The organism is Brevibacillus sp. FSL K6-2834 (assembly GCF_038592925.1).
In the GTDB taxonomy this organism is placed as follows: Bacteria; Bacillota; Bacilli; order Brevibacillales; family Brevibacillaceae; genus Brevibacillus; species Brevibacillus borstelensis.
Genome location: NZ_CP151945.1, coordinates 355,001 through 375,767 on the forward strand (window position 1 = coordinate 355,001; position 20,767 = coordinate 375,767).

Annotated in this window: 16 protein-coding genes and 7 tRNA genes; 18 read left to right on the forward strand and 5 right to left on the reverse strand. The window is 49.7% G+C overall.

Annotation, left to right across the window (positions count from 1 at the left end):
• Window positions 1-60 precede the first annotated feature (60 nt).
• The 8 genes from NST96_RS01975 (at window position 61) to rocF (ending at window position 1,945) form a co-directional block, all read left to right on the forward strand.
• Window positions 61-136 (forward strand) — tRNA-Val (locus tag NST96_RS01975).
• A gap of 74 nt (window positions 137-210) precedes the next feature.
• Window positions 211-295: transfer RNA gene (locus tag NST96_RS01980), tRNA-Tyr, on the forward strand.
• Window positions 296-307: 12 nt separating this feature from the next.
• Window positions 308-382, forward strand: a tRNA-Gln gene (locus NST96_RS01985).
• A 7-nt stretch (window positions 383-389) separates the two neighbouring features.
• Window positions 390-465, forward strand: a tRNA-Lys gene (locus NST96_RS01990).
• A 28-nt stretch (window positions 466-493) separates the two neighbouring features.
• Window positions 494-570, forward strand: a tRNA-Arg gene (locus NST96_RS01995).
• Window positions 571-647: 77 nt separating this feature from the next.
• Window positions 648-724: transfer RNA gene (locus tag NST96_RS02000), tRNA-Pro, on the forward strand.
• Between the two features lie 64 nt (window positions 725-788).
• Window positions 789-862: transfer RNA gene (locus NST96_RS02005), tRNA-Gly, on the forward strand.
• A 186-nt stretch (window positions 863-1,048) separates the two neighbouring features.
• Window positions 1,049-1,945 carry an arginase gene (gene rocF, locus NST96_RS02010; protein ID WP_003393022.1) on the forward strand — a complete coding sequence of 299 codons (897 nt, stop codon included), beginning with the start codon at window positions 1,049-1,051 and terminating at the stop codon, window positions 1,943-1,945.
• Between the two features lie 78 nt (window positions 1,946-2,023).
• Here rocF and NST96_RS02015 read toward each other — a convergent pair whose 3' ends face one another.
• The gene (locus tag NST96_RS02015) at window positions 2,024-2,173 is read right to left on the reverse strand and encodes an aspartyl-phosphate phosphatase Spo0E family protein (RefSeq protein ID WP_003393023.1); all 150 of its coding nucleotides are present in this window, start codon (window positions 2,171-2,173) and stop codon (window positions 2,024-2,026) included.
• 179 nt (window positions 2,174-2,352) lie between these two features.
• Between NST96_RS02015 and sigW the strand changes: the two genes are divergently transcribed.
• The 10 genes from sigW to NST96_RS02065 all read left to right on the forward strand — a co-directional run bounded on the left by sigW (window position 2,353) and on the right by NST96_RS02065 (window position 16,344).
• Window positions 2,353-2,916: an RNA polymerase sigma factor SigW gene (gene sigW / locus NST96_RS02020; protein ID WP_003393025.1), complete on the forward strand. Its 564-nt coding sequence runs from the start codon at window positions 2,353-2,355 to the stop codon at window positions 2,914-2,916.
• Between the two features lie 17 nt (window positions 2,917-2,933).
• Window positions 2,934-3,557 carry a zf-HC2 domain-containing protein gene (locus tag NST96_RS02025; protein WP_003393028.1) on the forward strand — a complete coding sequence of 208 codons (624 nt, stop codon included), beginning with the start codon at window positions 2,934-2,936 and terminating at the stop codon, window positions 3,555-3,557.
• A gap of 108 nt (window positions 3,558-3,665) precedes the next feature.
• Window positions 3,666-4,487, forward strand: coding sequence for a diadenylate cyclase CdaA (gene cdaA, locus NST96_RS02030; protein ID WP_003393030.1), 822 nt, complete (start codon window positions 3,666-3,668; stop codon window positions 4,485-4,487).
• Complete coding sequence (locus NST96_RS02035; RefSeq protein ID WP_024984026.1) at window positions 4,480-5,721, forward strand: CdaR family protein; 1,242 nt, start codon at window positions 4,480-4,482, stop codon at window positions 5,719-5,721. The genes cdaA and NST96_RS02035 overlap by 8 nt, the downstream gene beginning before the upstream one ends.
• Window positions 5,722-5,768: 47 nt before the next feature.
• Entirely contained in the window at window positions 5,769-7,115 is a 1,347-nt protein-coding gene (glmM, locus tag NST96_RS02040; protein ID WP_122958177.1) for a phosphoglucosamine mutase, read from the forward strand.
• A gap of 463 nt (window positions 7,116-7,578) precedes the next feature.
• Window positions 7,579-9,411, forward strand: a complete 1,833-nt coding sequence (glmS, locus tag NST96_RS02045; RefSeq protein WP_311067875.1) for a glutamine--fructose-6-phosphate transaminase (isomerizing) — start codon at window positions 7,579-7,581, stop codon at window positions 9,409-9,411.
• A gap of 279 nt (window positions 9,412-9,690) precedes the next feature.
• Entirely contained in the window at window positions 9,691-11,160 is a 1,470-nt protein-coding gene (locus NST96_RS02050) for a class I SAM-dependent DNA methyltransferase (RefSeq protein ID WP_172920132.1), read from the forward strand.
• Window positions 11,153-12,322 (forward strand): restriction endonuclease subunit S, encoded by a 1,170-nt coding sequence (locus tag NST96_RS02055; protein WP_172920131.1) that lies wholly within the window; start codon window positions 11,153-11,155, stop codon window positions 12,320-12,322. Before NST96_RS02050 ends, NST96_RS02055 begins: the two co-directional genes overlap by 8 nt.
• A 19-nt stretch (window positions 12,323-12,341) precedes the next feature.
• On the forward strand, window positions 12,342-15,689 hold the full coding sequence (locus NST96_RS02060) for a DEAD/DEAH box helicase family protein (RefSeq protein WP_172920130.1): 3,348 nt from the start codon (window positions 12,342-12,344) through the stop codon (window positions 15,687-15,689).
• A gap of 103 nt (window positions 15,690-15,792) precedes the next feature.
• Window positions 15,793-16,344, forward strand: coding sequence for an AAA family ATPase (locus NST96_RS02065; protein ID WP_342405509.1), 552 nt, complete (start codon window positions 15,793-15,795; stop codon window positions 16,342-16,344).
• Here NST96_RS02065 and istB (NST96_RS02070) read toward each other — a convergent pair.
• The 4 genes from istB (NST96_RS02070) to istA (NST96_RS02085) form a co-directional block, all read right to left on the reverse strand.
• Window positions 16,289-17,017 carry an IS21-like element helper ATPase IstB gene (gene istB, locus NST96_RS02070; RefSeq protein WP_023555238.1) on the reverse strand — a complete coding sequence of 243 codons (729 nt, stop codon included), beginning with the start codon at window positions 17,015-17,017 and terminating at the stop codon, window positions 16,289-16,291. The two genes, NST96_RS02065 and istB (NST96_RS02070), sit on opposite strands and share 56 nt — an antisense overlap.
• Window positions 17,014-18,519: an IS21 family transposase gene (gene istA / locus NST96_RS02075; protein ID WP_023555239.1), complete on the reverse strand. Its 1,506-nt coding sequence runs from the start codon at window positions 18,517-18,519 to the stop codon at window positions 17,014-17,016. Before istA (NST96_RS02075) ends, istB (NST96_RS02070) begins: the two co-directional genes overlap by 4 nt.
• A gap of 160 nt (window positions 18,520-18,679) precedes the next feature.
• Window positions 18,680-19,483, reverse strand: a complete 804-nt coding sequence (istB, locus tag NST96_RS02080; protein ID WP_024982952.1) for an IS21-like element helper ATPase IstB — start codon at window positions 19,481-19,483, stop codon at window positions 18,680-18,682.
• A complete protein-coding gene (gene istA, locus NST96_RS02085) occupies window positions 19,480-20,703 on the reverse strand; it encodes an IS21 family transposase (protein WP_024982953.1) in 1,224 nt (407 codons plus the stop codon). The genes istB (NST96_RS02080) and istA (NST96_RS02085) overlap by 4 nt, the downstream gene beginning before the upstream one ends.
• Window positions 20,704-20,767: the final 64 nt, after the last annotated feature.

The following is a 20,767-nucleotide window of genomic DNA, read 5'->3' on the forward strand; positions in this document are numbered from 1 at the left end:
GGACCCCCGCAAAGTACTCGGAATATGCTGCCAAGCATACCGTCACTTTGTGGGGATGATGGAGGCTTAGCTCAGCTGGGAGAGCATCTGCCTTACAAGCAGAGGGTCGGCGGTTCGATCCCGTCAGCCTCCACCATTTATTATTTTGTTCACAGATATCGGTTACGGGTTGTCACCGTTCCGTAATTACTCTCGAAGAGCAAATGCGATGGGGAGATAGCGAAGAGGCTAAACGCGGCAGACTGTAAATCTGCTCCCTATGGGTTCGGCGGTTCGAATCCGTCTCTCCCCACCACTTCATATATATTGGGGTATAGCCAAGCGGTAAGGCAACGGACTTTGACTCCGTCATTCCTAGGTTCGAATCCTAGTACCCCAGCCACTTGTTTGAGCCATTAGCTCAGTTGGTAGAGCATCTGACTTTTAATCAGAGGGTCGAAGGTTCGAGTCCTTCATGGCTCACCAGTTTTTTTATTTTTAAAGTGAACGAGATGTGCCCTTAGCTCAGCTGGATAGAGCGTTTGACTACGAATCAAAAGGTCGGGAGTTCGAATCTCTCAGGGCACGCCATTTTTCCCCTAAAAATAATGCGAAGCTTTGTTCATCGCATAGTGTTGACACCGGGGATTAGACAATTGATTTTGTGTCGGGAAGTAGCTCAGCTTGGTAGAGTACTTGGCTTGGGACCAAGGGGTCGCAGGTTCGAATCCTGTCTTCCCGACCATTTCTTCTTATGATCCCGTGTATTCCATTGGGATTATATGCATTTTCAAGCGATTATTTCTTATGCGGGTGTAGTTCAATGGTAGAACTCCAGCCTTCCAAGCTGGTCGCGTGGGTTCGATTCCCATCACCCGCTCCATAAGTGTAAAGGACATGCCGTTGGCAGTCCTTTTTTATTTTTAGCGGCAGATCGTTCTTTCTTTTTCCTAGGACCCTTTTCCTATCGGTTTATTTATGCAGATTTGTGTCGAGTTGAGTCATTTCTTCTTTCAAGGCTACAATAAGTAACAAACAACAAGGTAACCGAGAGGAAGGGGTAACGAGTATGAACAAAAACATCAGTATCGTTGGTGTACCGCTTGATCTGGGAGCAGACCGCCGCGGTGTCGATATGGGACCGAGTGCGATTCGTTACGCTGGAGTGATTGCCCGTCTGGAGCAAATGGGTTTGAACATCCAGGATAAAGGAGATATTCCCGTTACACGTCCTCGCAATTTTACAGAGACAGAGAACCATAAGTATTTGGACGAGGTAGTTGAAGCGAATCAAAAGCTCGCTGAGGTTGTAAGCGGTATCATGCAGGAAGGACGTTTTCCTTTGGTGCTGGGAGGGGACCACAGTATCGCTCTCGGGACAGTAGCAGGCGTGGCCAAGAACGTGAAAAATCTGGGGGTCATTTGGTTTGACGCTCACGGTGACCTGAATACGGGAGAGACCTCTCCATCGGGGAATATCCATGGCATGCCTCTGGCTGCGAGTCTAGGCTTTGGCCATGAACGTCTGGTCAATATCGGAGGCTTTGCACCGAAGCTGAAACCAGAGAATGTGGTGATCATTGGTGCGCGGGATTTGGACAGAGGGGAAAGAGAATTGATCAAGAGGATCGGGCTCAAGGTGTTTACCATGCATGAGATCGACAAGCTGGGAATGGCTCGCGTAATGGAGGAAGCCATGGCTCACGTGTCCAAAAACACGGATGGGGTGCACCTCAGTCTGGATCTGGATGGTCTGGATCCTCATGACGCTCCGGGCGTAGGTACCCCGGTCATAGGCGGGATATCCTACCGGGAAGGACACCTGGCCCTGGAGATGCTGGCAGATGCGGACATACTCTGTTCGGCTGAATTTGTAGAGGTAAACCCAATCCTCGACCGGGAAAATGTGACGGCACGTGTAGCAGTAGCACTCATGAGTTCCGCTTTTGGCGACAAATTGTTATAAGGGCAAAAGGAGAGGGAAACAGGCCTCTCCTTTTTTGTTTCCACATCTTTACATGCGCCAGGGAAAGCGTTACAGTGACTAAGGATGGAAATGCAGTTGGTTAAGGAGATTGTCGAGGCGTACGCTCAGCTCGACCATTTCCGGAGTTATGGCTGCCAGTTCTTTATACCTGTCGTTTAACTCTTGACGAAGCTGTTCGATTTGGAACAGAACATCATCCTGACTCATTTAAACCACGCTCCCTTTACACCATCAGGATAAAAGAGGTACCATCACTACTATATAGAGAGAACCTTGATCTTTATTCCACTCATTCCCAGAAAATTGGCGGGATAAACATAATCAAAACTGAAACCATTTGAGGTATTATCCGTATATAAGGATTACGGTATTGCGGGGAGGATCGCATGGATTTTGTAGAAAAACGGTTGACTCAGCGCGCCAAACGCGGAGATCGCGAGGCTTTTGCTGAGTTGATCGAAATATATAAAGACAAGATATTTCAACTCGCATACCGGATGGTAGGTAACCGTCAGGATGCGGAGGATATCGCGCAGGAAACCTTTTTGCGGGTCTATGCCAATCTGCACACCTACGACGAGAGCTACAAGTTCTCCACGTGGATTTACAGGATTGCAACCAATCTGTGTATTGACCGGGGCAGAAAGAAAAGGCCTGACTTTTCCCTGGATGAAGAAGTAGAACCCGGACAGGGAATGGACTGGTATTCCCGCCTATCCTCAAACGAAAAGAACCCGGCAGACTCGCTTGTCACGCAAGAGCTGCAGGAGACCGTACAGGATGCCTTGTCGCATCTGGCACCAAAGTATAGGTCGATCATGATTTTGCGCTATATTGAAGACCTGTCGCTTCAGGAGATTAGCGATATCGTCAAATTGCCAGTCACAACCATCAAAACCCGTATCCATCGCGGTCGGGAAGCATTGCGCAGCAAGCTGCGATTCATGTAGGAAAGGAGAAAGTCACGATGGAATGCCGAGAAATGTCTGTTCTCATTCATGAGTTTCTGGACGGGGAAATTGACGAATTGTCCAATCAGAAATTACAGACCCACATGAGAACATGTGCCTCCTGTCGTCAACATCTTCAAGAGCTGCAAAGAGCGATCGCTTTTGTACAAAGCGCGTCACATATACAAGTATCTCCGGATTTTACAGCCCGGGTATTTGCGCAACTGCCAACGCCGACGAGGAAAAAACGTTTTTCTTCTTGGCTGCGCAATCATCCGTTTCTTACAGCTGCAGCTGTCTTTCTCTTCCTGATGACGGGGAGCACGATGGCCAACTGGTATGAACGGGACAATACACTGCAAATTGCCTCGTCCAACATGGATAAACTGAAGATTGACCGTACGCGCAATGTCGTCGTGGTTCCGGCCGGCACCACCATTGATGGAGATCTGGTCGTACGCAACGGCAATGTCGAGGTACAGGGCGAAGTGCGAGGGAACGTTGTGGCAATTGAGGGGAAGGTCGTTCTGGCATCGACTGCACACGTGGCAGGAAGCGCTGAATCGATCGAAGCCATTTTCGAATGGATTTGGTACGAAGTGAAAAATATTGGAAATGACTTGCTTCCCGTCTTCCCATAGGAGAAAATAAAGGGTACAACAATAATGAGCACGGCGCCAGAAGCCGTGCTTTTTCCGCAGGAATAAGAGCGACCGCATTGAGATGGAGCGAGATATGGGGGCTTCGTTATGATATCACTGGAATATGGGGATATATTGCGGTATGTGATCGATATTTCGCTCGTCACATACGTGATCTATAAATTAATTATGCTGATCCGGGGGACGCGGGCGGTCCAGCTGCTGAAAGGGATCATGGTGATTATCGTCACTTGGCTGCTGAGCAAGTACTTCGAGCTGAAGACCCTGCACTGGCTGATGTCCCAGGCGTTTACCTTCGGGGTACTGGCTATCGTGATCATCTTTCAGCCGGAGCTGCGGCGAGCGCTGGAGCAGTTGGGACGCGGGAAGCTGTTTTCTCGCACCAATACGATTCAGGATGAGGAAATGGTCAAGCGGGTCGTACAGGAAGTGTGCAAGTCCGTTACGTACATGGCCAAGCGTCGGATCGGGGCCTTGATCGTCATTGAACGGGAAACGGGCCTGAATGATTTTGTGGAGACGGGAATTGCCATCAATGGACGAGTCAGTTCAGAACTGTTGATCAATATTTTTATCCCAAATACACCTTTGCATGACGGGGCGGTCATCATGAGAAAAGATATTATCTTGGCAGCAGCGAGCTATTTGCCCCTCTCCGAAAACAATTCGATCTCAAAAGAGCTGGGAACCCGGCACAGAGCTGCGATCGGAGTAAGCGAGGTTTCCGACGGTATGGCGATTGTCGTTTCCGAAGAGACTGGACAAGTTTCCTTTACCGCGAACGGGCAAATGAACCGGAATTTGACCGAGGAGCAGTTGGCTGAATTGCTCACCGAGCAACTGCATCCGGCCCTGAAGAGCAAATCCATGGGAAGTCGTTGGCAATGGAGGCGAAAACAACATGGATAAATGGTTGAACAGTCACTGGTTTGCGCGCATTGTTGCTCTGTTGTTGGCCGTGATGATGTGGACGGTGGTCAATGTGGAAAGCGACACAACGCCGACCACGGATTCAGCGCCGCCGCTCTTGATCGACAGCGTCAACCTGCACGTAAAGTATGACACGGATCGTTATTACGTCGCCAAAATGCCGCGTACCGTGCAGCTTGCTCTGGAGACAAACAATCCGTTTTACAAGCATAATCTCGTGCCCCAGGACTCCAGAGAGGTGTATGTCGACCTCATGGACAAGGGGAAGGGGACACACCGTGTTCCGGTCCAGTACAAAGGATTTCCCGACGATGTGAAAGTCGGAATTATTCCCAGTATTGTCGAAATTACGCTCGAGGAAAAGAAAACCGTAGAGCGGGAAGTGACGGTCGAGCTGCTCGGCCAGGTCGCCCCCGGCTACAAAGCCGGAGAGCCGCTGGTCAAGCCGTTCCGCGTACTCGTCCGGGTACCGGAGAGTCAGGCCGACAAGGTAGCCGCAGTAAAGGCTCCCGTCGATCTGGAAGGGGCTACGTCTCCGATCAAGACGACAGTGCCGTTAAAGGTGATGGACAAGTCGGGGAATACGCTGCAGGGCGCGGAGGTTATCCCGCTCACGGCGGAGATCAGCGTGCCGGTGACAAGCCCGTATGTACAGGTGCCGATCAAATTAAACTTGACGAATGAATTGCCCGATGGATATAGTTTGGCTAGTGTGGATACGAATGTGGATGAGGTCACCGTATACGGTCCGAAGGAAGTCATCGATGCGATGAAATCGGAGACGTATCCGGGGCCGGAAATCGATCTGAGCGATGTGACCTCGGATCGCGTCATCGAACGAAAGATGCCGGTATTGGAGAACATCGTAAAGGTGGAGCCGGATTACCTGAAGGTAGCCCTGAAGGTCGTGCCGTCCGAAACCAAACGCTTGGAGAAGATTCCAATCCGCATCAGCGGTCTGGCCGAAGACATGGAGGCGCGCGTACTGTCCGGAACGGGGCAAGAGATGTCCACGATGGACGTCGACACGGTTGGAGCGCCGACCATACTGGAGAAACTAAGACCGGAGGATGTGCAGGTCGTGGCAGATGTCAGCAACATGCCGGCGGGAGTGTATGAGGTGCCGATCACCTACATCTTTAACCAGCCGGATTACGTCAAGACGGCCAAGAATGCGATCACGAAGGTTACTGTGGAAATCACCAAAAAATAGCGCTGGGCATAAGCTGTTTTGTACAAGGAAAGAAATGAGGGACAAACATGGGGAAGTATTTCGGAACTGATGGTGTGCGCGGTGTAGCCAATGCGCAGTTGACGCCGGAGCTGGCGTTTCGAATCGGGCGCGTAGGCGGTTACGTTCTCACCAGACATAAACAGGAAGGCAAGCCCAAGGTAGTCATTGGACGCGACACGCGCATTTCCGGTCAAATGCTGGAAAGCGCGCTGTTGGCCGGTCTCCTCTCTGTTGGAGCAGAAGTAGTTCGTCTGGGAGTAATCTCTACTTCCGGCGTTGCTTATTTGACACGAGCGCTGGGAGCAGATGCCGGTGTCATGATTTCCGCCTCGCACAACCCTTACCCGGACAATGGAATCAAATTTTTCGGGAGCAACGGGTTCAAGCTTTCCGACGAGGTGGAAGCAGAGATCGAACAATACCTGGATGCGGCTGAAGACACGCTGCCGCGGCCGACTGGGGAGCACATCGGAGCGGTGCTGGACTTCCTGGAGGGTGGACAGAAGTATCTCTCCCATTTGAAAAGCTCAGTAACGGAACGTTTTGACGGGCTGAAGATCGTGCTGGATTGTGCCAATGGTGCCGTTTCCTCGCTGGCTGCAAGGCTGTTTGCGGACGTGGAAGCAGAGGTGATCACCATCGGAGCGAATCCGAACGGGGTCAACATCAATGAGCAGTGCGGGTCCACGCATCCCGAACGCCTGCAGGAGGAAGTCGTCAAGCACAAGGCTCATCTGGGACTTTCCTTTGACGGCGATGCCGACCGCTGTATTGCGGTAGATGAGAACGGTGAAATTGTAGACGGCGACTACATCATGGCGATCTGCGCCCGGGCTCTCAAGGCAAAAGGCAAGCTGAACAACAACACGGTCGTGACGACGGTCATGGCGAACATGGGCTTTTTCAAAGGCATGGAAGAATGCGCGATCAATACGACCAAAACTGCGGTGGGAGACCGCTATGTCGTGGAAGAGATGCTGCGTGGCGGCTACAATCTCGGCGGCGAGCAGTCCGGACACATCGTGTTTCTCGATTACAACACGACGGGAGACGGCCTGTTGACCGGCCTTCAGCTCCTGAACATCATCAAGGAATCGGGCAAGCCCTTGTCTGAATTGAAGCAGGTTATGACCAAATACCCGCAGCTTTTGGTCAATGTCCGCGTAGAAGACAAGACCAAGCTGAACGGAAACGAAGCGATCGAACAGGCGATCCGTGAAGTGGAGGCCGAGCTGGCTGGCAACGGCCGCGTGCTCGTGCGTCCGTCCGGCACGGAGCCAATCGTCCGTGTCATGGCAGAAGGCCCAGACGAAGCGCAACTGGATGAGCTGGTGAACCGCATCGTTGAGGTCGTGAAAAAGGAACTCGTGTAAAAAGTCAGGGGAGTGGTACGGTGCCACTCCCTTTTGCATACAAGTATAAGACAAAAGAATGATTGTGAAGGACAGGGATCTATGATAAAGTTTGGTTTGTGCCTGGGCTCACAATGAAAAAGGGGGAATGCAGCGAAAAGAGACAATGACATAGCATCGATCTTGATGGGAAAGCGCCAGCACTGCAGCTGCCCGACGTGGAGTGCAGTGGACGAGGTGGAGGTTTATCGAAGCATTCGGCGGATGCCTCCCGGCCGAGTATCGCGGCCGCGGAGCGCGGGGGCAAAACAACAGGGCGACTTGTTGCACAAGACCCGCGCATGATACAGATGATCGTTTTATGGAATGGTTTTATCGAAAAAATCAAGCTGACCACATATACAAATGGAATGGCGGGGGAGCAACCCCCGTACCATTGACAACTGGGTTGTGTCCTCCGTCATAGGGAAGGGGACAAACACACATGTGCGGAATTGTAGGATACATTGGCGATAAACAAGCGCAAGAGGTAATTATCGGAGGTCTTCGCAAGCTGGAGTACCGCGGGTATGACTCGGCCGGAATCGCGGTATTGACCGAGCAGGGGCTGCTCGTAGACAAGGCAAAAGGACGCCTCGCTGTTTTGGAAGGAAAGCTGGCAGCACAGCCGCTGGCCGGAAATGCAGGGATCGGACACACGCGTTGGGCGACGCACGGAAAACCGTCTGACGAAAACTCCCACCCGCATACGGATTCGAGCCACAAGTTTGCTGTCGTCCATAACGGCATCATCGAAAACTTTCTGCCGATCAAGGAAGAGCTGATCGCAAAAGGATACGCCTTTACCTCGGAGACGGACACCGAAGTAATCGCGCACCTGCTCGCGGATCTCTACGACGGGGACATCGTGTCTACCGCCCGCAAGGCCGTACAGCGCATGCGCGGTGCCTACGCATTGGGAATCATGACGGAGCACGAGCCGGATAAGCTGGTAGCAGTGCGTCTCGCAAGTCCGCTCATCGTCGGAATCGGAGAGGGCGAGAGCTTCATCGGCTCAGACATCCCGGCTCTCCTGGAGCACACGCGCGATGTCTATATCCTCAATGAAGGCGAAATGGCGGTATTGACCCGGGAAGGCGTTCAGCTGATGGATGCCCAAAGCGGCGAGAAGATCGAGCGCGATATCTTCCACGTAGACTGGGATCTGGTCCAAGCAGAAAAAGGCGGGTACGATTCGTTCATGCTCAAGGAAATCTATGAGCAGCCGCAAGCCGTACGCGACACGATGGGCGCACGGATCGACCAGGAGAAAAAGCAGGTCATCCTGCCTGAGCTGAATATGAGCGATGCGGAGCTGGCCGCTTACGACCGCCTCTATATCGTGGCGTGCGGAACGTCCATGCACGCTGGACTGGTCGGGAAGGACGTCCTGGAAAAGTGGACCCGCGTACCGGTAGAGGTGGCCGTCGCGTCGGAATTCCGCTACCGCGATCCGATCTACACCGACAAGACGCTGATGATCGTCATCAGCCAGTCCGGTGAGACGGCAGACACGCTGGCCGCGCTCCGCGAGGCGAAGAAGAGCGGGGTCAGAGTTCTGGCGATCACCAACGTCGTCGGCAGCTCCGTAGCCCGCGAGGCGGACGAAGTAATCTTTACCTGGGCCGGCCCGGAAGTGGCGGTGGCCTCGACGAAAGCCTATACGTCCCAGGTGATTGCCCTGTACCTGTTTGCGCTGTACTTCGCGCAGGTAAAAGGGACACTGGCGGCTGCAGAGATCGCAGAGGTAGTCGAGCATCTGCAGGAGCTGCCGGCGAAGATCGGCGCCATCCTGGCCAACGTCGAGCCGATCCGCCAGTTTGCCCAAAGCATCCAGGACGCGACCAGCCTGTTCTTTATCGGACGGGGACTGGACTATGCGGTCTCCCTGGAGGGCTCGCTCAAGCTCAAGGAGATCTCCTATATTCACTCCGAAGCGTATGCGGCGGGAGAACTGAAGCACGGTACGCTTGCGCTGATTGAAGAAAACGTCCCGGTGGTGGCGCTGGCTACCCAACCGGACATTTACGAAAAAATGGTCAGCAATATCGTGGAAGTCAAAGCCCGCGGCGCCCATGTGCTCGGCTTTGCTCTCGAAGGAGACCGCGACCTGGCCAAATCGGTGGACGGCGTCATCCACGTCCCAGCCACCACGCCGATGTTAACGCCAATTTTGACCGTCATTCCATTGCAATTGCTGGCGTACTACACTTCTGCTGCGCGCGGGCTTGATGTTGATAAGCCGCGGAATCTGGCGAAGAGTGTTACGGTGGAGTAAGTTTTCTAAGTTGGGTTAATGTGCATGCAAACAGCAATTTAAACTTGTATTGAGAAATTAAAAGTCGTGTCGAAGCCGAGCAGATCGGAATTATTTTCCGGTATTGTTCGGCTTTTTTCATGTTCTGCTCTCAGCCTTAAGACAGAAACCTGTTAGGGACCATTTATTGCTTTTATTCCAATACTCCGCAAATCTGTTGATACTGTGGTATACTACAATAAAACTAGTCCAATAAATTACAAATTACCTAAGATTTAATATAGATTGGAGCAAAGCACAATGCTAACAGGAGAAATTCGCAACAAGGTAGATAAAATATGGACCGATATGTGGGCTGGCGGGATTACCAACCCGTTGACTGTTATCGAGCAGCTTACATACCTGATGTTCATTCGTTCTTTGGATGAAAAGGAACTGGAAACGGAAAGCTTCGAAGCAGTAAGCGGTCAGGAAATGCCAAAGATCTTCCCGCAGGATGAAGACGGACAGTCCATGCGCTGGAGCAAGTTCAAAACCAAAGATGCTCGTGTAATATACGACATCGTCGGCACGAAGGTTTTTCCGTTCATCAAGTCCATGAACGGTGAAAATACGTCTGCCTTTTCTCGCTATATGCAAGATGCAATGTTTTTGATTCCGACACCGCAGATCCTGCAAAAGATCATTACCGGATTGGATGAGCTTTACGAACACGACATCAAAGATTTGGATATGCAAGGCGACCTGTATGAGTATATGTTGGGCAAGCTGGCTACAGCGGGTCAAAACGGGCAGTTCCGTACTCCGAAGCACATCCGCGACATGATGGTGCGACTGCTCGCTCCAAGCCCGGATGACAAGATTTGTGACCCAGCATGCGGTACAGCGGGCTTTCTGGTCTCGGCAGCGGAGTACATCCGGGAAACCTACGAATCAGAAATGACCAGTGAGCAATGGGAGCATTTCGCCAGCACCATGTTTACTGGTTTGGACACAGACCGTACGATGCTGCGTCTTTCCGCGATGAACCTGATGCTTCACTCCATTACGAATCCGCATATTGATTATGTAGACAGTGTTTCTAAGCAAAATGAGATTACGTCTGCCTATGATTTGATCCTTGCCAATCCGCCATTTACGGGAACCGTGGACACGGAGAGTATCCATGATAACCTGAAAACTGTTTGCGATACGAAAAAGACGGAGTTGTTGTTTGTCGCGCTCTTTTTGCGGATGCTTCGTAAAGGTGGGCGTTGTGCGTGTATCGTACCGGATGGGGTATTGTTTGGAACTACGAAAGCACATAAGGCGTTGCGCAAAGAGTTGGTGGAAAACCATCAGCTGGAGGCTGTCATCTCTATGCCGAGCGGAGTATTTAAACCGTATGCCGGGGTGAGCACGGCAGTATTGATCTTTACCAAGACCGGTGCTGGCGGGACGGACAAGGTCTGGTTCTATGATATGAAAGCGGATGGATATTCTTTGGATGATAAACGCTCTGCGATTGAGGAGAATGATATTCCTGACATTCTGGCGCGGTTTCACAATCTCGCAGGTGAAGTGGATCGCAAGCCGACAGAGCAGAGTTTTTTGGTGGACAAGGCTGCGATTGAGGAAAATGGGTATGATTTGTCGATTAATCGGTATAAAGAGGTTGTGTATGAGAAGGTGGAGTATGATGCTCCCGGGGTGATTATGGAGCGACTGGATAAGTTGAACCTGGATATTGCAGCGAAGATGGAGGAATTGAGGGGGCTTATCGGTGAGTAAGTGGGAAAGTATGAAGCTCGGATCACTCGGTGACTTCAGAACGGGTGGTACACCTACTAGAACTAGACCAGAGTATTTTGAAGGAGAAATACCATGGATTACAACTACATCTCTTGGGAAACCGCTTATAGACGAAAGTGATGCAGTTGAATACATTTCAATGGAAGCTATAGAAAATAGCTCGACAAAACTGATATCACCAAACTCTATTATGGTAGGAATAAGAGTTGGAGTGGGGAAAGTTTCAATTAATTTGGTTCCAATGTGTACAAGTCAAGATATTATATCAATTGAAAATATAAACGAAGAAATAGTATATAAGCCGTTTTTGGTTTATTGCATAAAAAGCTATAAAAATTATTTTAGTTCCCATAAACGCGGCGCAACCATTCAAGGTATCAGTTCTGCAGTATTAAAGTCAATTAATATTCCCCTCCCCCCACTCGAAACACAAAAACAAATCGCCAAAACCTTGGACACCGCAGCAGAACTGCTTGCGATGCGTAAACAGCAGCTTGCGGAGTTGGATAATCTTATCAAGTCTATCTTTTATGATATGTTTGGCAGTGAGAGTGATTTTAATAGATGGGAATGTACTACCATTGAAAATGTTGCGAAGGTAACTGTTGGAGTCGTTATTAAGCCTGCACAGTATTACACGCAGGGACCTAATGGGGTAAAAGCATTTCGTTCCCTAAATGTCGGTGAAATGTATGTCCGTGAAGAAAGCTGGGTTTATTTCACGCCTGAAGGTCACTTGGTCCACAATAAATCAGTTTTGAAAACGGGGGATGTTCTTATAGTTCGATCAGGGGCTCCAGGGACATCATGCGTCGTGTCTGAAAAATATGCGGGTTGTAATGCAATTGACATCATAATTGCCAGACCGGACATTAATAAAATCAAACCCTTATATCTTTGTGCTTTTACAAACTTTCCGCATGGTAAAAATCAAATAAAAATGAAAACTGGTGGTGCTGCTCAACAACACATTAATGTAGGGGCATACAAGGCTATGACCATTCCTTTACCGCCTCTTGAACTCCAAACCCAGTTCGCCGATATAGTCACCAAAATTGAAGAACAAAAAGCCCTCGTAAAAAAAGCAATCGACGAAACCCAATACTTATTCGACAGCCTGATGAGCCAGTATTTCGAATAACCGTAACTGAGGTGAAAAAATGACTGCAAACTTCGATTTCTTACAGGGACAAACAGCATATAAGCTGTTTGCGTTAGCATGCATTGAGGCGGAGCGTGTACTTGCTACCTCTCCAGCCATGGCTGCTGTCGGAAGCCGCAAAGCGCTTGAGCTTGCGGTCAAATGGGTATACTCCGCAGATAACACCATCACGATGCCCTACAAGGACAATTTGCAGTCATTAATTCACGAACCCTCTTTCCGATTCGCCATGGAAAACCAGACATGGGGAAAGCTGCCTTTTATCATCAAGCTGGGCAATCTGGCGGTCCACACCGATAAGGCGGTCAGCCGCAGCGATGCGATTCTTTCCCTGGTCGGTTTGTTCGAATTCGTCCAGTGGATCGACTATTGCTATGGCTCCAGCTACGAAGAGCGCCAATTTGACGAAGCAAGGATTCCCGCCGAGAAGGTCATTTTAGACGAAGCGAAAATCAGGGAGAAAGATAGTCTGATCGAGCAAAAGGACTCGGAGATTGAAGCACTGCGGGCCCAGATTGCCGCGATGAGCGACCGTCTGACCGCTGACAAAGAGAAGCATAAGGAAGAGCGCCAGTTCACGCCTGAGGACATTTCCGAATATCTGACTCGGAAAAAATATATTGATGTGGACCTAAAACTCCTTGGCTGGGTATTCGGCGATGACGTCAGAGAGGAAGTAGAGCTGTACGGCATGCCCAATCCTGAGGAAAAAGGTTATGCCGATTATGTACTCTACGGTAAAGACGGACTTCCCCTGGCGGTCATTGAAGCGAAGCGGACCTCCAAGGACCCGAAAATCGGAACACAGCAGGCCAAGCTGTACGCTGACTGTCTGGAACGGATGACAGGCAGACGACCGATGATGTTCACGACCAATGGATTTGAAACGTATCTATGGGATGACGCCACTTCTCCACAGCGAAAAGTAAGCGGGGTTTTCTCAAAAGCGGATCTGGAAAAGCTGATGAACCGCCGAAAAGAACGCAAACCATTGGCTGATGTCCCGATTGACGACAAAATCACCGACCGCTATTACCAGAAAGAAGCGATTCGTGCGGTCAGTGAAACGATAGAAACAGGACACCGGAAGGCATTGCTTATCATGGCTACCGGTACAGGCAAAACGAGAACGGCTTCCAGTCTGACCGATGTGCTCTCTCGGGGCGGACATGTGACCAATACACTGTTTTTGGCAGACCGTACAGCTTTGGTCAAGCAGGCGAAGGATGATTTTAAAAACTACCTGCCGGATATGTCGCTCTGCAATCTCCTGTCCAACAAGGATGATAAAACGGCGAGGATCGTCTTTTCTACCTATCCTACGATGCTCAACGCCATCGACTCCGTGAAAAGCGATGACGGGAAGCGTCTATTTACTCCTGCCCATTTTGACTTGATAATCATCGACGAGGCACACAGAAGTATTTTCAAGAAATATCGAGCCATCTTTGAATATTTTGATGGCATTATGGTTGGTCTGACCGCTACGCCAAAGACCGAGGTCGATCGCAATACATACGAATTCTTCGAGATGGAAAACGGCGTGCCCACGTATGCGTACGACTATGAAACCGCTATTGAAAAAGATCATGTGCTGGTTCCCTACTACAACATTGAAGTAGAGACGAAATTTTTAGGGCAGGGCATTGTTTACGATGATCTGTCAGAAGAAGACAAGGCACGTTATGAAGAAGATTTTGCTGACGAAGATGGCACGATGCCAGAGTTCATTCCTTCCCCTGCCGTAAATGAGTACATCTTTAACCAGGCAACGGTAGATATGGTGCTGGAGGATTTGATGACCAAGGGGATCAAAGTTGCCGGTGGTGACAGACTAGGGAAAACGATCATCTTTGCGCAAAATAAAAGGCATGCCGAATATATCGTTGAGCGGTTTAACAAACTGTATCCGCAGTACCGCGGAACTTTTGCCAAGCGTGTCGTCTCCGAGGACAACTATGCCCAGACGATTATCGACGACTTCAAGGTGCCTGACAAAGAGCCGCATATCGCGGTGTCGGTCGATATGATGGATACAGGAATTGATGTGCCGGAAATTGTGAATCTGGTATTTTTCAAACGGGTTCGCTCCAAAGCGAAGTTCTGGCAAATGATTGGACGCGGGACAAGGCTTCGCAAAAACCTGTTTGGGGATGGACAAGATAAAACGCACTTTCTTATCTTTGATTACCTTGGAAACTTCGAGTTTTTCCGTACAAACAAAGAAGGTCTGATGGGCAATGAAGTACAGAGCCTGTCGGAAGCCATTTTTTCCAAGCGGGTTCGTTTGATCCATCACTTACAGCATGCCAACCTTGTGGATGATTCGTATCAGGACATTCGGAACAATTTGATTCAAACCGTACATCATCAAATCAATGCGTTGAATACAGAGCTGGCAGCGGTCAAATTGCAGCTGCAACATATTGAAAAGTATAAGCATCGGGAAGCCTTTGTTTGTCTTTCCGATACAGATAAACACAACCTGATCACGTACCTGGCTCCCCTTGTCTATATGGATGATCCTGATGAATATGCCAAGCGCTTTGATAATTTCATGTACGGGATCATGATCGCTCAGATCGAGGGAATGCCGCAATTCAAAAAAGGGAAAAAGCAACTGATTCATGTTTCCTCTGACCTTTCCAAGCGAGCGACGATTCCACAGATTAAAGAGAAGTTGGAGTTCATCAACATGATTGGAACGGACGAGTTTTGGCAGAATCCAGATATCCCTGTTTTTGAGAAGGTACGCATGGAACTGCGGGGATTGATGAAGTTTATTGTGGATGAGGGCGGAAAGAACCCGGTTTACACGAACCTTTCCGATGTGGTATTGGCTGTCAAAGAGGGCGAGGTACTGTATCAAGCCTATGATTTTGAGGATTACAAGCTGAAGGTCAACCGGTATATTGAGAACAACCGTGATCATTTGACTATTCATAAGCTGCGCCATAATATCCCGTTGACTGCTTCTGATTATGAGAGTCTGGAGCGTATTTTCACAGGCGAATTGGGGACCGAAGAAGATTACAAGCGGGAATTTAAAGATACGCCATTTGGTTTGCTTGTGCGAAAAATAGCCAAGATGGACCATGATGCGGCCATGGCTGCGTTCTCCGCGTTTATTAATGACCAGTCGCTGAATCAGGCGCAGATTGTTTTTGTGAAAAAGGTGGTAGATTATGTCGTTCAGAATGGGTACATCGAAAATGTAGCTGAACTGATGAAGCCGCCTTTTGATAAGCCGCAGAGTTTTATTAAGTTGTTTGATGGGGTAAGGCAAAAACAGTTTGTGGAGTTGATTTCGCAGATTAAGGAGAATGCGGTGAAGATTGTGGGATAAACAGTTATAAATTAAATAGCAACTAACATCAGGGCGTAGCTAAAAGGATTTTATTTAAGCTATGCCCTATTTTATATTTTTGATGAAAGTCTGGTGGCGCAATATGATTAAAAAAATAAAATACATTAAGGATTTTGGAGTGTTTAAAGATTTTACTTGGCATTCTGGTTTGAGTGAGTTTAAAAATTTTAATTTAATCTATGCTTGGAACTATTCTGGGAAAACGACTTTATCTAGGATTTTTCAATCATTTGAAAATCGAAAAATTCACGATGATTTTCTAGTGGGGCGATATGAACTAGAAATATCAGATGGATCAAGTGTAGGAGTAAATGATTTAGCGAATCCAATTTTGAATATACGGGTATTCAACTCAGATTTTATTAGCAAACAATTAAAATGGGAAAACTTCGATGGTATTGATCCAATATTTATTCTTGGCGAAGAAAATATAGAATTGCAAAGGCAATTAGAGGAATTGAAAAAAGACATTGAGAAAGTTAAAAAGAATTATCATGTCAACTGTATTTTGCAACTCAAAAATGCAGAGTTTGGCGGCCAATTTATGCAGAACACTGCCAACATCAATACAAAAGAATTTAGGAAGACTTCATGCTGGATAGAGCATGGCGCAGTCGGTAGCTTTCTCCGGTAAACGCCAGAATATGGGCGTGGTGGACGAGGCGATCCACAAGGGCTGCCGTCAATCGCGTATCTCCAAACACCGTATTCCACTGCCCAAACTCCAAATTCGACGTCACAATCACACTGTTTCTCTCATAGCAGGCCGAGATAACATGAAACAACAGCTCAGCCCCCGTTTGGTGAAAGGGAACAAACCCAACCTCGTCCAAAATCAACAACTCACAGTCTGCCAGTTCTTTTTGAAACCGCATCAGTGCCCCATTCGCGTGTTTTTCCTGCAAGAGCGCAACCAGATCGGGAACACGGAAGAATCGAACGGCATATCCCCTTCGGCACGCCTCTACGCCAAGCGCTGTTGCCAGATGGGTCTTCCCCGTGCCCACTTTTCCCAGCATCAGCACATTTTCCTTGCGCTCCAAAAAACGTAGGTCGATCAATCCCTCCTTTGTACATGTTTCCGGTAAGGTGACTGCCTCAAAAGCGTAATCTTCCAGTGTCTTCAGTTGGGGAAACGCGGCTTTCTTTATCAGTCGCTTCAGCTTTGTCTCCTCCCGCCGTTGAATCTCCATCCGCAAGACTCCCAGCAAGAAGCTCTCCCGATCTTCAAACGGCACCTGTTCATAGGTTTCCATCACATGCGCCAAATGCAAAGTTTTGCACACCTTTGCCAGCTCTTCTCTCATTCCACCCTCACCCCCAGGATCCGGTCGTACTCATCCAGTATGGGTATCTGCCCGTGAAGGGCAGGGGGTGTATGCGACTCTGAAAACGGTTCCGGGCGGAAAACAGGGTGTTTTATCGCGTAAAGGGCATGCTCCAAGGCAACAGCCAGATGCTCTTGCTGATGCGACAATTCTCCCAGTACTTGCCCGATTTCCTTCAACGTATAGGTGTCGAGCAATCGATGGAGCAGGCGAATTCGTGCTTTTCGTGCATTCATGTCTTCCACCGTCAAAAACGTTTGGAGCGCCTGAGGCATCATATTGGTAAAGGAAGAATACATCACCGCCCGCGGGCGTTTTTCATATCTCTTCAATACCGCCTTCCAATCTACTGGAATGACTTTCTCCGTATAGGGACGAGGCAATGTCACAATCGGGGTGTATGTCCCGTCTGCCGTTAACACCTCCAGCACATCCCACTTGACTTTCACCAAAACCGGCTGCATGGCCCGACACTGCGGCAACGGGAAGAGAGCCGCGTCAAACGACAGCTCAGCGTATTTGTTCAGGTGGCACGTCTCCAGCCGGAAAATCTCCAGCGGTGTCGTCGGCAGCGTCAGCAGCTTGCATTTTTCTTGCTTCCACAACTCGGCAATGGTTTGCTTTTTCACATAGTGAGGGCGCTGCATATCCGCACGGGCAGCTTCCGCCAAATACGTCTCCAGTTGTTCCGGCGTATCGATAACCGGTGGCGGAACACACCAGTTCCGGCGTCCATACCCCACTTTGTTTTCCACATGGCCTTTCTCATGGCCGCTGTATGGATTGCAAAACAGGGGCTCAAAGCGGTAATGGGCGCAGAAACGCCGAAACGCTTCCGTACACTCTCGTTTTCCGCCTTGCTGGATGGACACAACAGCAGCGGACAAGTTGTCAAACCAAATCTTGCGAGGAACCCCTCCCATTTGCTGAAATAGCCGCCCTAAGGCCTCCAGAAAGCATTCCGTGTTTTCTTTCGGAACCGGGAACACAAAGGCGGCATTGCTGTACGGAAACGACAGGGTCAATACTTTCCGCTCCACCAGTTCTCCCGACTTGACCACGTACACCGTCCCAAAGTCAGCCTGGGCTTCCCCGCCTGGATGCTCCAAACGCTCAAAATGTTCGGCTCGTTCGGCTGCCATGGCTTTCTTCCGTTTGGAGACATATTCGGATACCGTTCGCTGCCCGCCAGGGAAGCCGTACTCATCCCGTAACCGCTGAAACATGCGGACGGCTGTATGGCGTTGCTTGCGTGGAAGACGCTCATCATCCTCCAGCCATGTGTCAATAATCTCTAAGTACGGTCCCAACACCGGATGGCGGCCTTTTCGCTTGCATACCGGTTCATTCCAATCGTCGCGATCCGCATATTTCTTGGCGGTTCGCCAATTCACCTGGACACGTTCCGCAATTTCCTGAATCGAACACCCTTCGACTTCCCGCAAAAATCGGATATACTGTTGTTGTGGCACTTTCAACATTCCTCTCACTCCCTCAGATTCTAGCCAAATCCAAGGGTAGATTTTGTAGGGGGATGTTGGCAAGTGCCTTTTTCATGGCCTCAGAATTGCGGTGGAACTCTGCAGTTTTCCGCCGCAATTCTCTGCACTTTTATCCTGCCATAAACAGTCAACGCCGGAATTAATTTGACCCACGAGCGCCGGTATAATTTTGACCCACCTGTGCGCCTGGTGTCGAATAGATTCCGGTTTTTAGTTTTTCTTTGAGCCGGTAGCTGTTCCCCCGGATGTTCACGACGTGGGAGTGATGCAATAAGCGGTCGAGAACAGCTGTAGCAAGAACGGGATCGCCCATGAGTTCGCCCCATTCGCCAAAGCTCTTGTTGCTAGTCAGAATCATGCTTCCTTTCTCGTAGCGTGCACAAACCAACTGAAAAAACAGGTTTGCAGCGAGCGGATCGAGGGGGAGGTAGCCCACCTCGTCCACGATGAGGATGCGTGGCCTGAGATATACCCTCATTCGTTTGTCCAGGCGATTCTCTTCATAAGCTTTTCGTAAATCGCCCACGAGCTGCGCGAGAGAGACGAAATACACAGGCAATCCTTGTCCAATGGCCTCCATAGCGATAGCAACGGCTAAATGCGTTTTCCCCACGCCGGGAGGCCCGAGAAACAACACGTTTTCTTGCCTCCCAACGAACGTCAGCGCAGCCAGTTCACGAATCAGTCGTTCATCAATCCCCGGTTGAAACGAGAAGTCGAATTCGTTGAGCGTACGCCGATAAGGGAGGTGAGACAGCTTCATGCGGACCTCTACATTTCGGCGCTGGCGATCCTGAATCTCAGCGTCCAGTAGATCATTGAGGAAAGAGAGATACGTGCTTTGGCTCCGGCTGGCAGCTTCCAGCTTGGCATCAAGCGATTGGGCGGCTTGACCCAAACCAAGTTCCTCCAGACGCTGGCGGGCTTGTTCGAGCTCAATCATGCGCCCACCTCCACAAGACGTTCATACACGTCCAACGGACGCACTTCCACGTCTTGTACAGGAATCTGAACGCCTTGCGGCTTTGGATAAGCATATCCCTGAGCTGTACTCAAATTCGTGTATTGGTCCTCACACATCACTAGCCTTCGGGATTGGTACTGCTTCTCGTGCCGGGCGATGAGCTGCTTCTCGCAGTATATTTCGACGAATCTGTTTACCTCTCGTACCTTTACTTCACGTCCGCTATACCGCCATGGAACGCCATAACGAACGCCGTCGTAGCTCACAAATCCGTCACGGCTTACTTTCCTCGGTTCAAACCGGTACTTTGCCCATCGTTCCGGAGACGGAAGCATACCGAGCTTCTCTTGTGCCAAGCGATCGATCGGTCTTTCCCCAGTTGTACCGTGGATACGACGGTTTTGCTCATCGCACCAGTGTCTGGCTTGGCGATTTAGGTCACCAAGATCGGTGAATGATCGCCCTGGCATGAAGTTCTGCTCGATGAACTGAACGCTTCTCTCGACCTTTCCTTTCGTTTGGGGACGTCGTACGCGGCAAACTTTGGGGATCAAGCCGATAGCCGCAGCAAAATCTTCAAACAACGGATGCCATCTCGGCTTTCGATCATCGCCCATGCCAAGAATAACGGTCTTCATTTGGTCGGTTAGCATGGTCTTTGGAACACCGCCGAAGTATTCCAAACCGTTCATCAAGCAGCGTAAGAAACTGTGGATGTCACAGCGCTTTGTAAATTCGATGTACATCGCTCGGGAGTAACCCAACACCATCGTAAAAACGGGGATTTTACGCACTTCACCGTTTAAATCGATGTACTCGCAAATCTTCCAGTCCACTTGGGCTTGGTGTCCGGCTTTTGTCTCATAGCGTTGCACCGCAGGTGCCTGTTTTGGAGGTCGACGGGGCTTCACATAGTCCTTGATGATCGTAATGCCCCCCGTGTAACCTCGCTCTTTCAAGAGACGCAGCAGCACTTCACAATTGAAAATTCCCTTTTCGAGGTATAGATCCAGCAAGGCTTTGAACGGATCGAGTTTTGAGACTCTCTTCTTACGCGGACGAGGTTCCGGAATTCCTTCTGCGCGGAGGTATTTTCGTATGGTATTACGGGAATGACCCGTTTCCCTTGTGATTTCGCGGATACTCTTGCCGCTCACTTGAAGTTCGTGTAATCTGATCACAGTCCCACTCCTTAGCATATGTCTCCCCTCTGAAGCTACTTTGGTCGGTAATTTCAGAGAGAGGTATTCTACAGGGGTGGGT

Excerpts from the sequence above, each read along its gene's own strand:
- istA (WP_024982953.1), bottom strand. The coding sequence starts at position 20,703 with ATGCTAAGGAGTGGGACTGTGATCAGATTACACGAACTTCAAGTGAGC.
- NST96_RS02050 (WP_172920132.1), top strand. The coding sequence starts at position 9,691 with ATGCTAACAGGAGAAATTCGCAACAAGGTAGATAAAATATGGACCGAT.
- istB (WP_023555238.1), bottom strand. The coding sequence starts at position 17,017 with ATGAGAGAAGAGCTGGCAAAGGTGTGCAAAACTTTGCATTTGGCGCAT.
- glmM (WP_122958177.1), top strand. The coding sequence starts at position 5,769 with ATGGGGAAGTATTTCGGAACTGATGGTGTGCGCGGTGTAGCCAATGCG.
- glmS (WP_311067875.1), top strand. The coding sequence starts at position 7,579 with ATGTGCGGAATTGTAGGATACATTGGCGATAAACAAGCGCAAGAGGTA.
- NST96_RS02065 (WP_342405509.1), top strand. The coding sequence starts at position 15,793 with ATGATTAAAAAAATAAAATACATTAAGGATTTTGGAGTGTTTAAAGAT.
- sigW (WP_003393025.1), top strand. The coding sequence starts at position 2,353 with ATGGATTTTGTAGAAAAACGGTTGACTCAGCGCGCCAAACGCGGAGAT.
- istA (WP_023555239.1), bottom strand. The coding sequence starts at position 18,519 with ATGTTGAAAGTGCCACAACAACAGTATATCCGATTTTTGCGGGAAGTC.
- NST96_RS02060 (WP_172920130.1), top strand. The coding sequence starts at position 12,342 with ATGACTGCAAACTTCGATTTCTTACAGGGACAAACAGCATATAAGCTG.
- istB (WP_024982952.1), bottom strand. The coding sequence starts at position 19,483 with ATGATTGAGCTCGAACAAGCCCGCCAGCGTCTGGAGGAACTTGGTTTG.
- NST96_RS02015 (WP_003393023.1), bottom strand. The coding sequence starts at position 2,173 with ATGAGTCAGGATGATGTTCTGTTCCAAATCGAACAGCTTCGTCAAGAG.
- cdaA (WP_003393030.1), top strand. The coding sequence starts at position 3,666 with ATGATATCACTGGAATATGGGGATATATTGCGGTATGTGATCGATATT.
- rocF (WP_003393022.1), top strand. The coding sequence starts at position 1,049 with ATGAACAAAAACATCAGTATCGTTGGTGTACCGCTTGATCTGGGAGCA.
- NST96_RS02025 (WP_003393028.1), top strand. The coding sequence starts at position 2,934 with ATGGAATGCCGAGAAATGTCTGTTCTCATTCATGAGTTTCTGGACGGG.
- NST96_RS02035 (WP_024984026.1), top strand. The coding sequence starts at position 4,480 with ATGGATAAATGGTTGAACAGTCACTGGTTTGCGCGCATTGTTGCTCTG.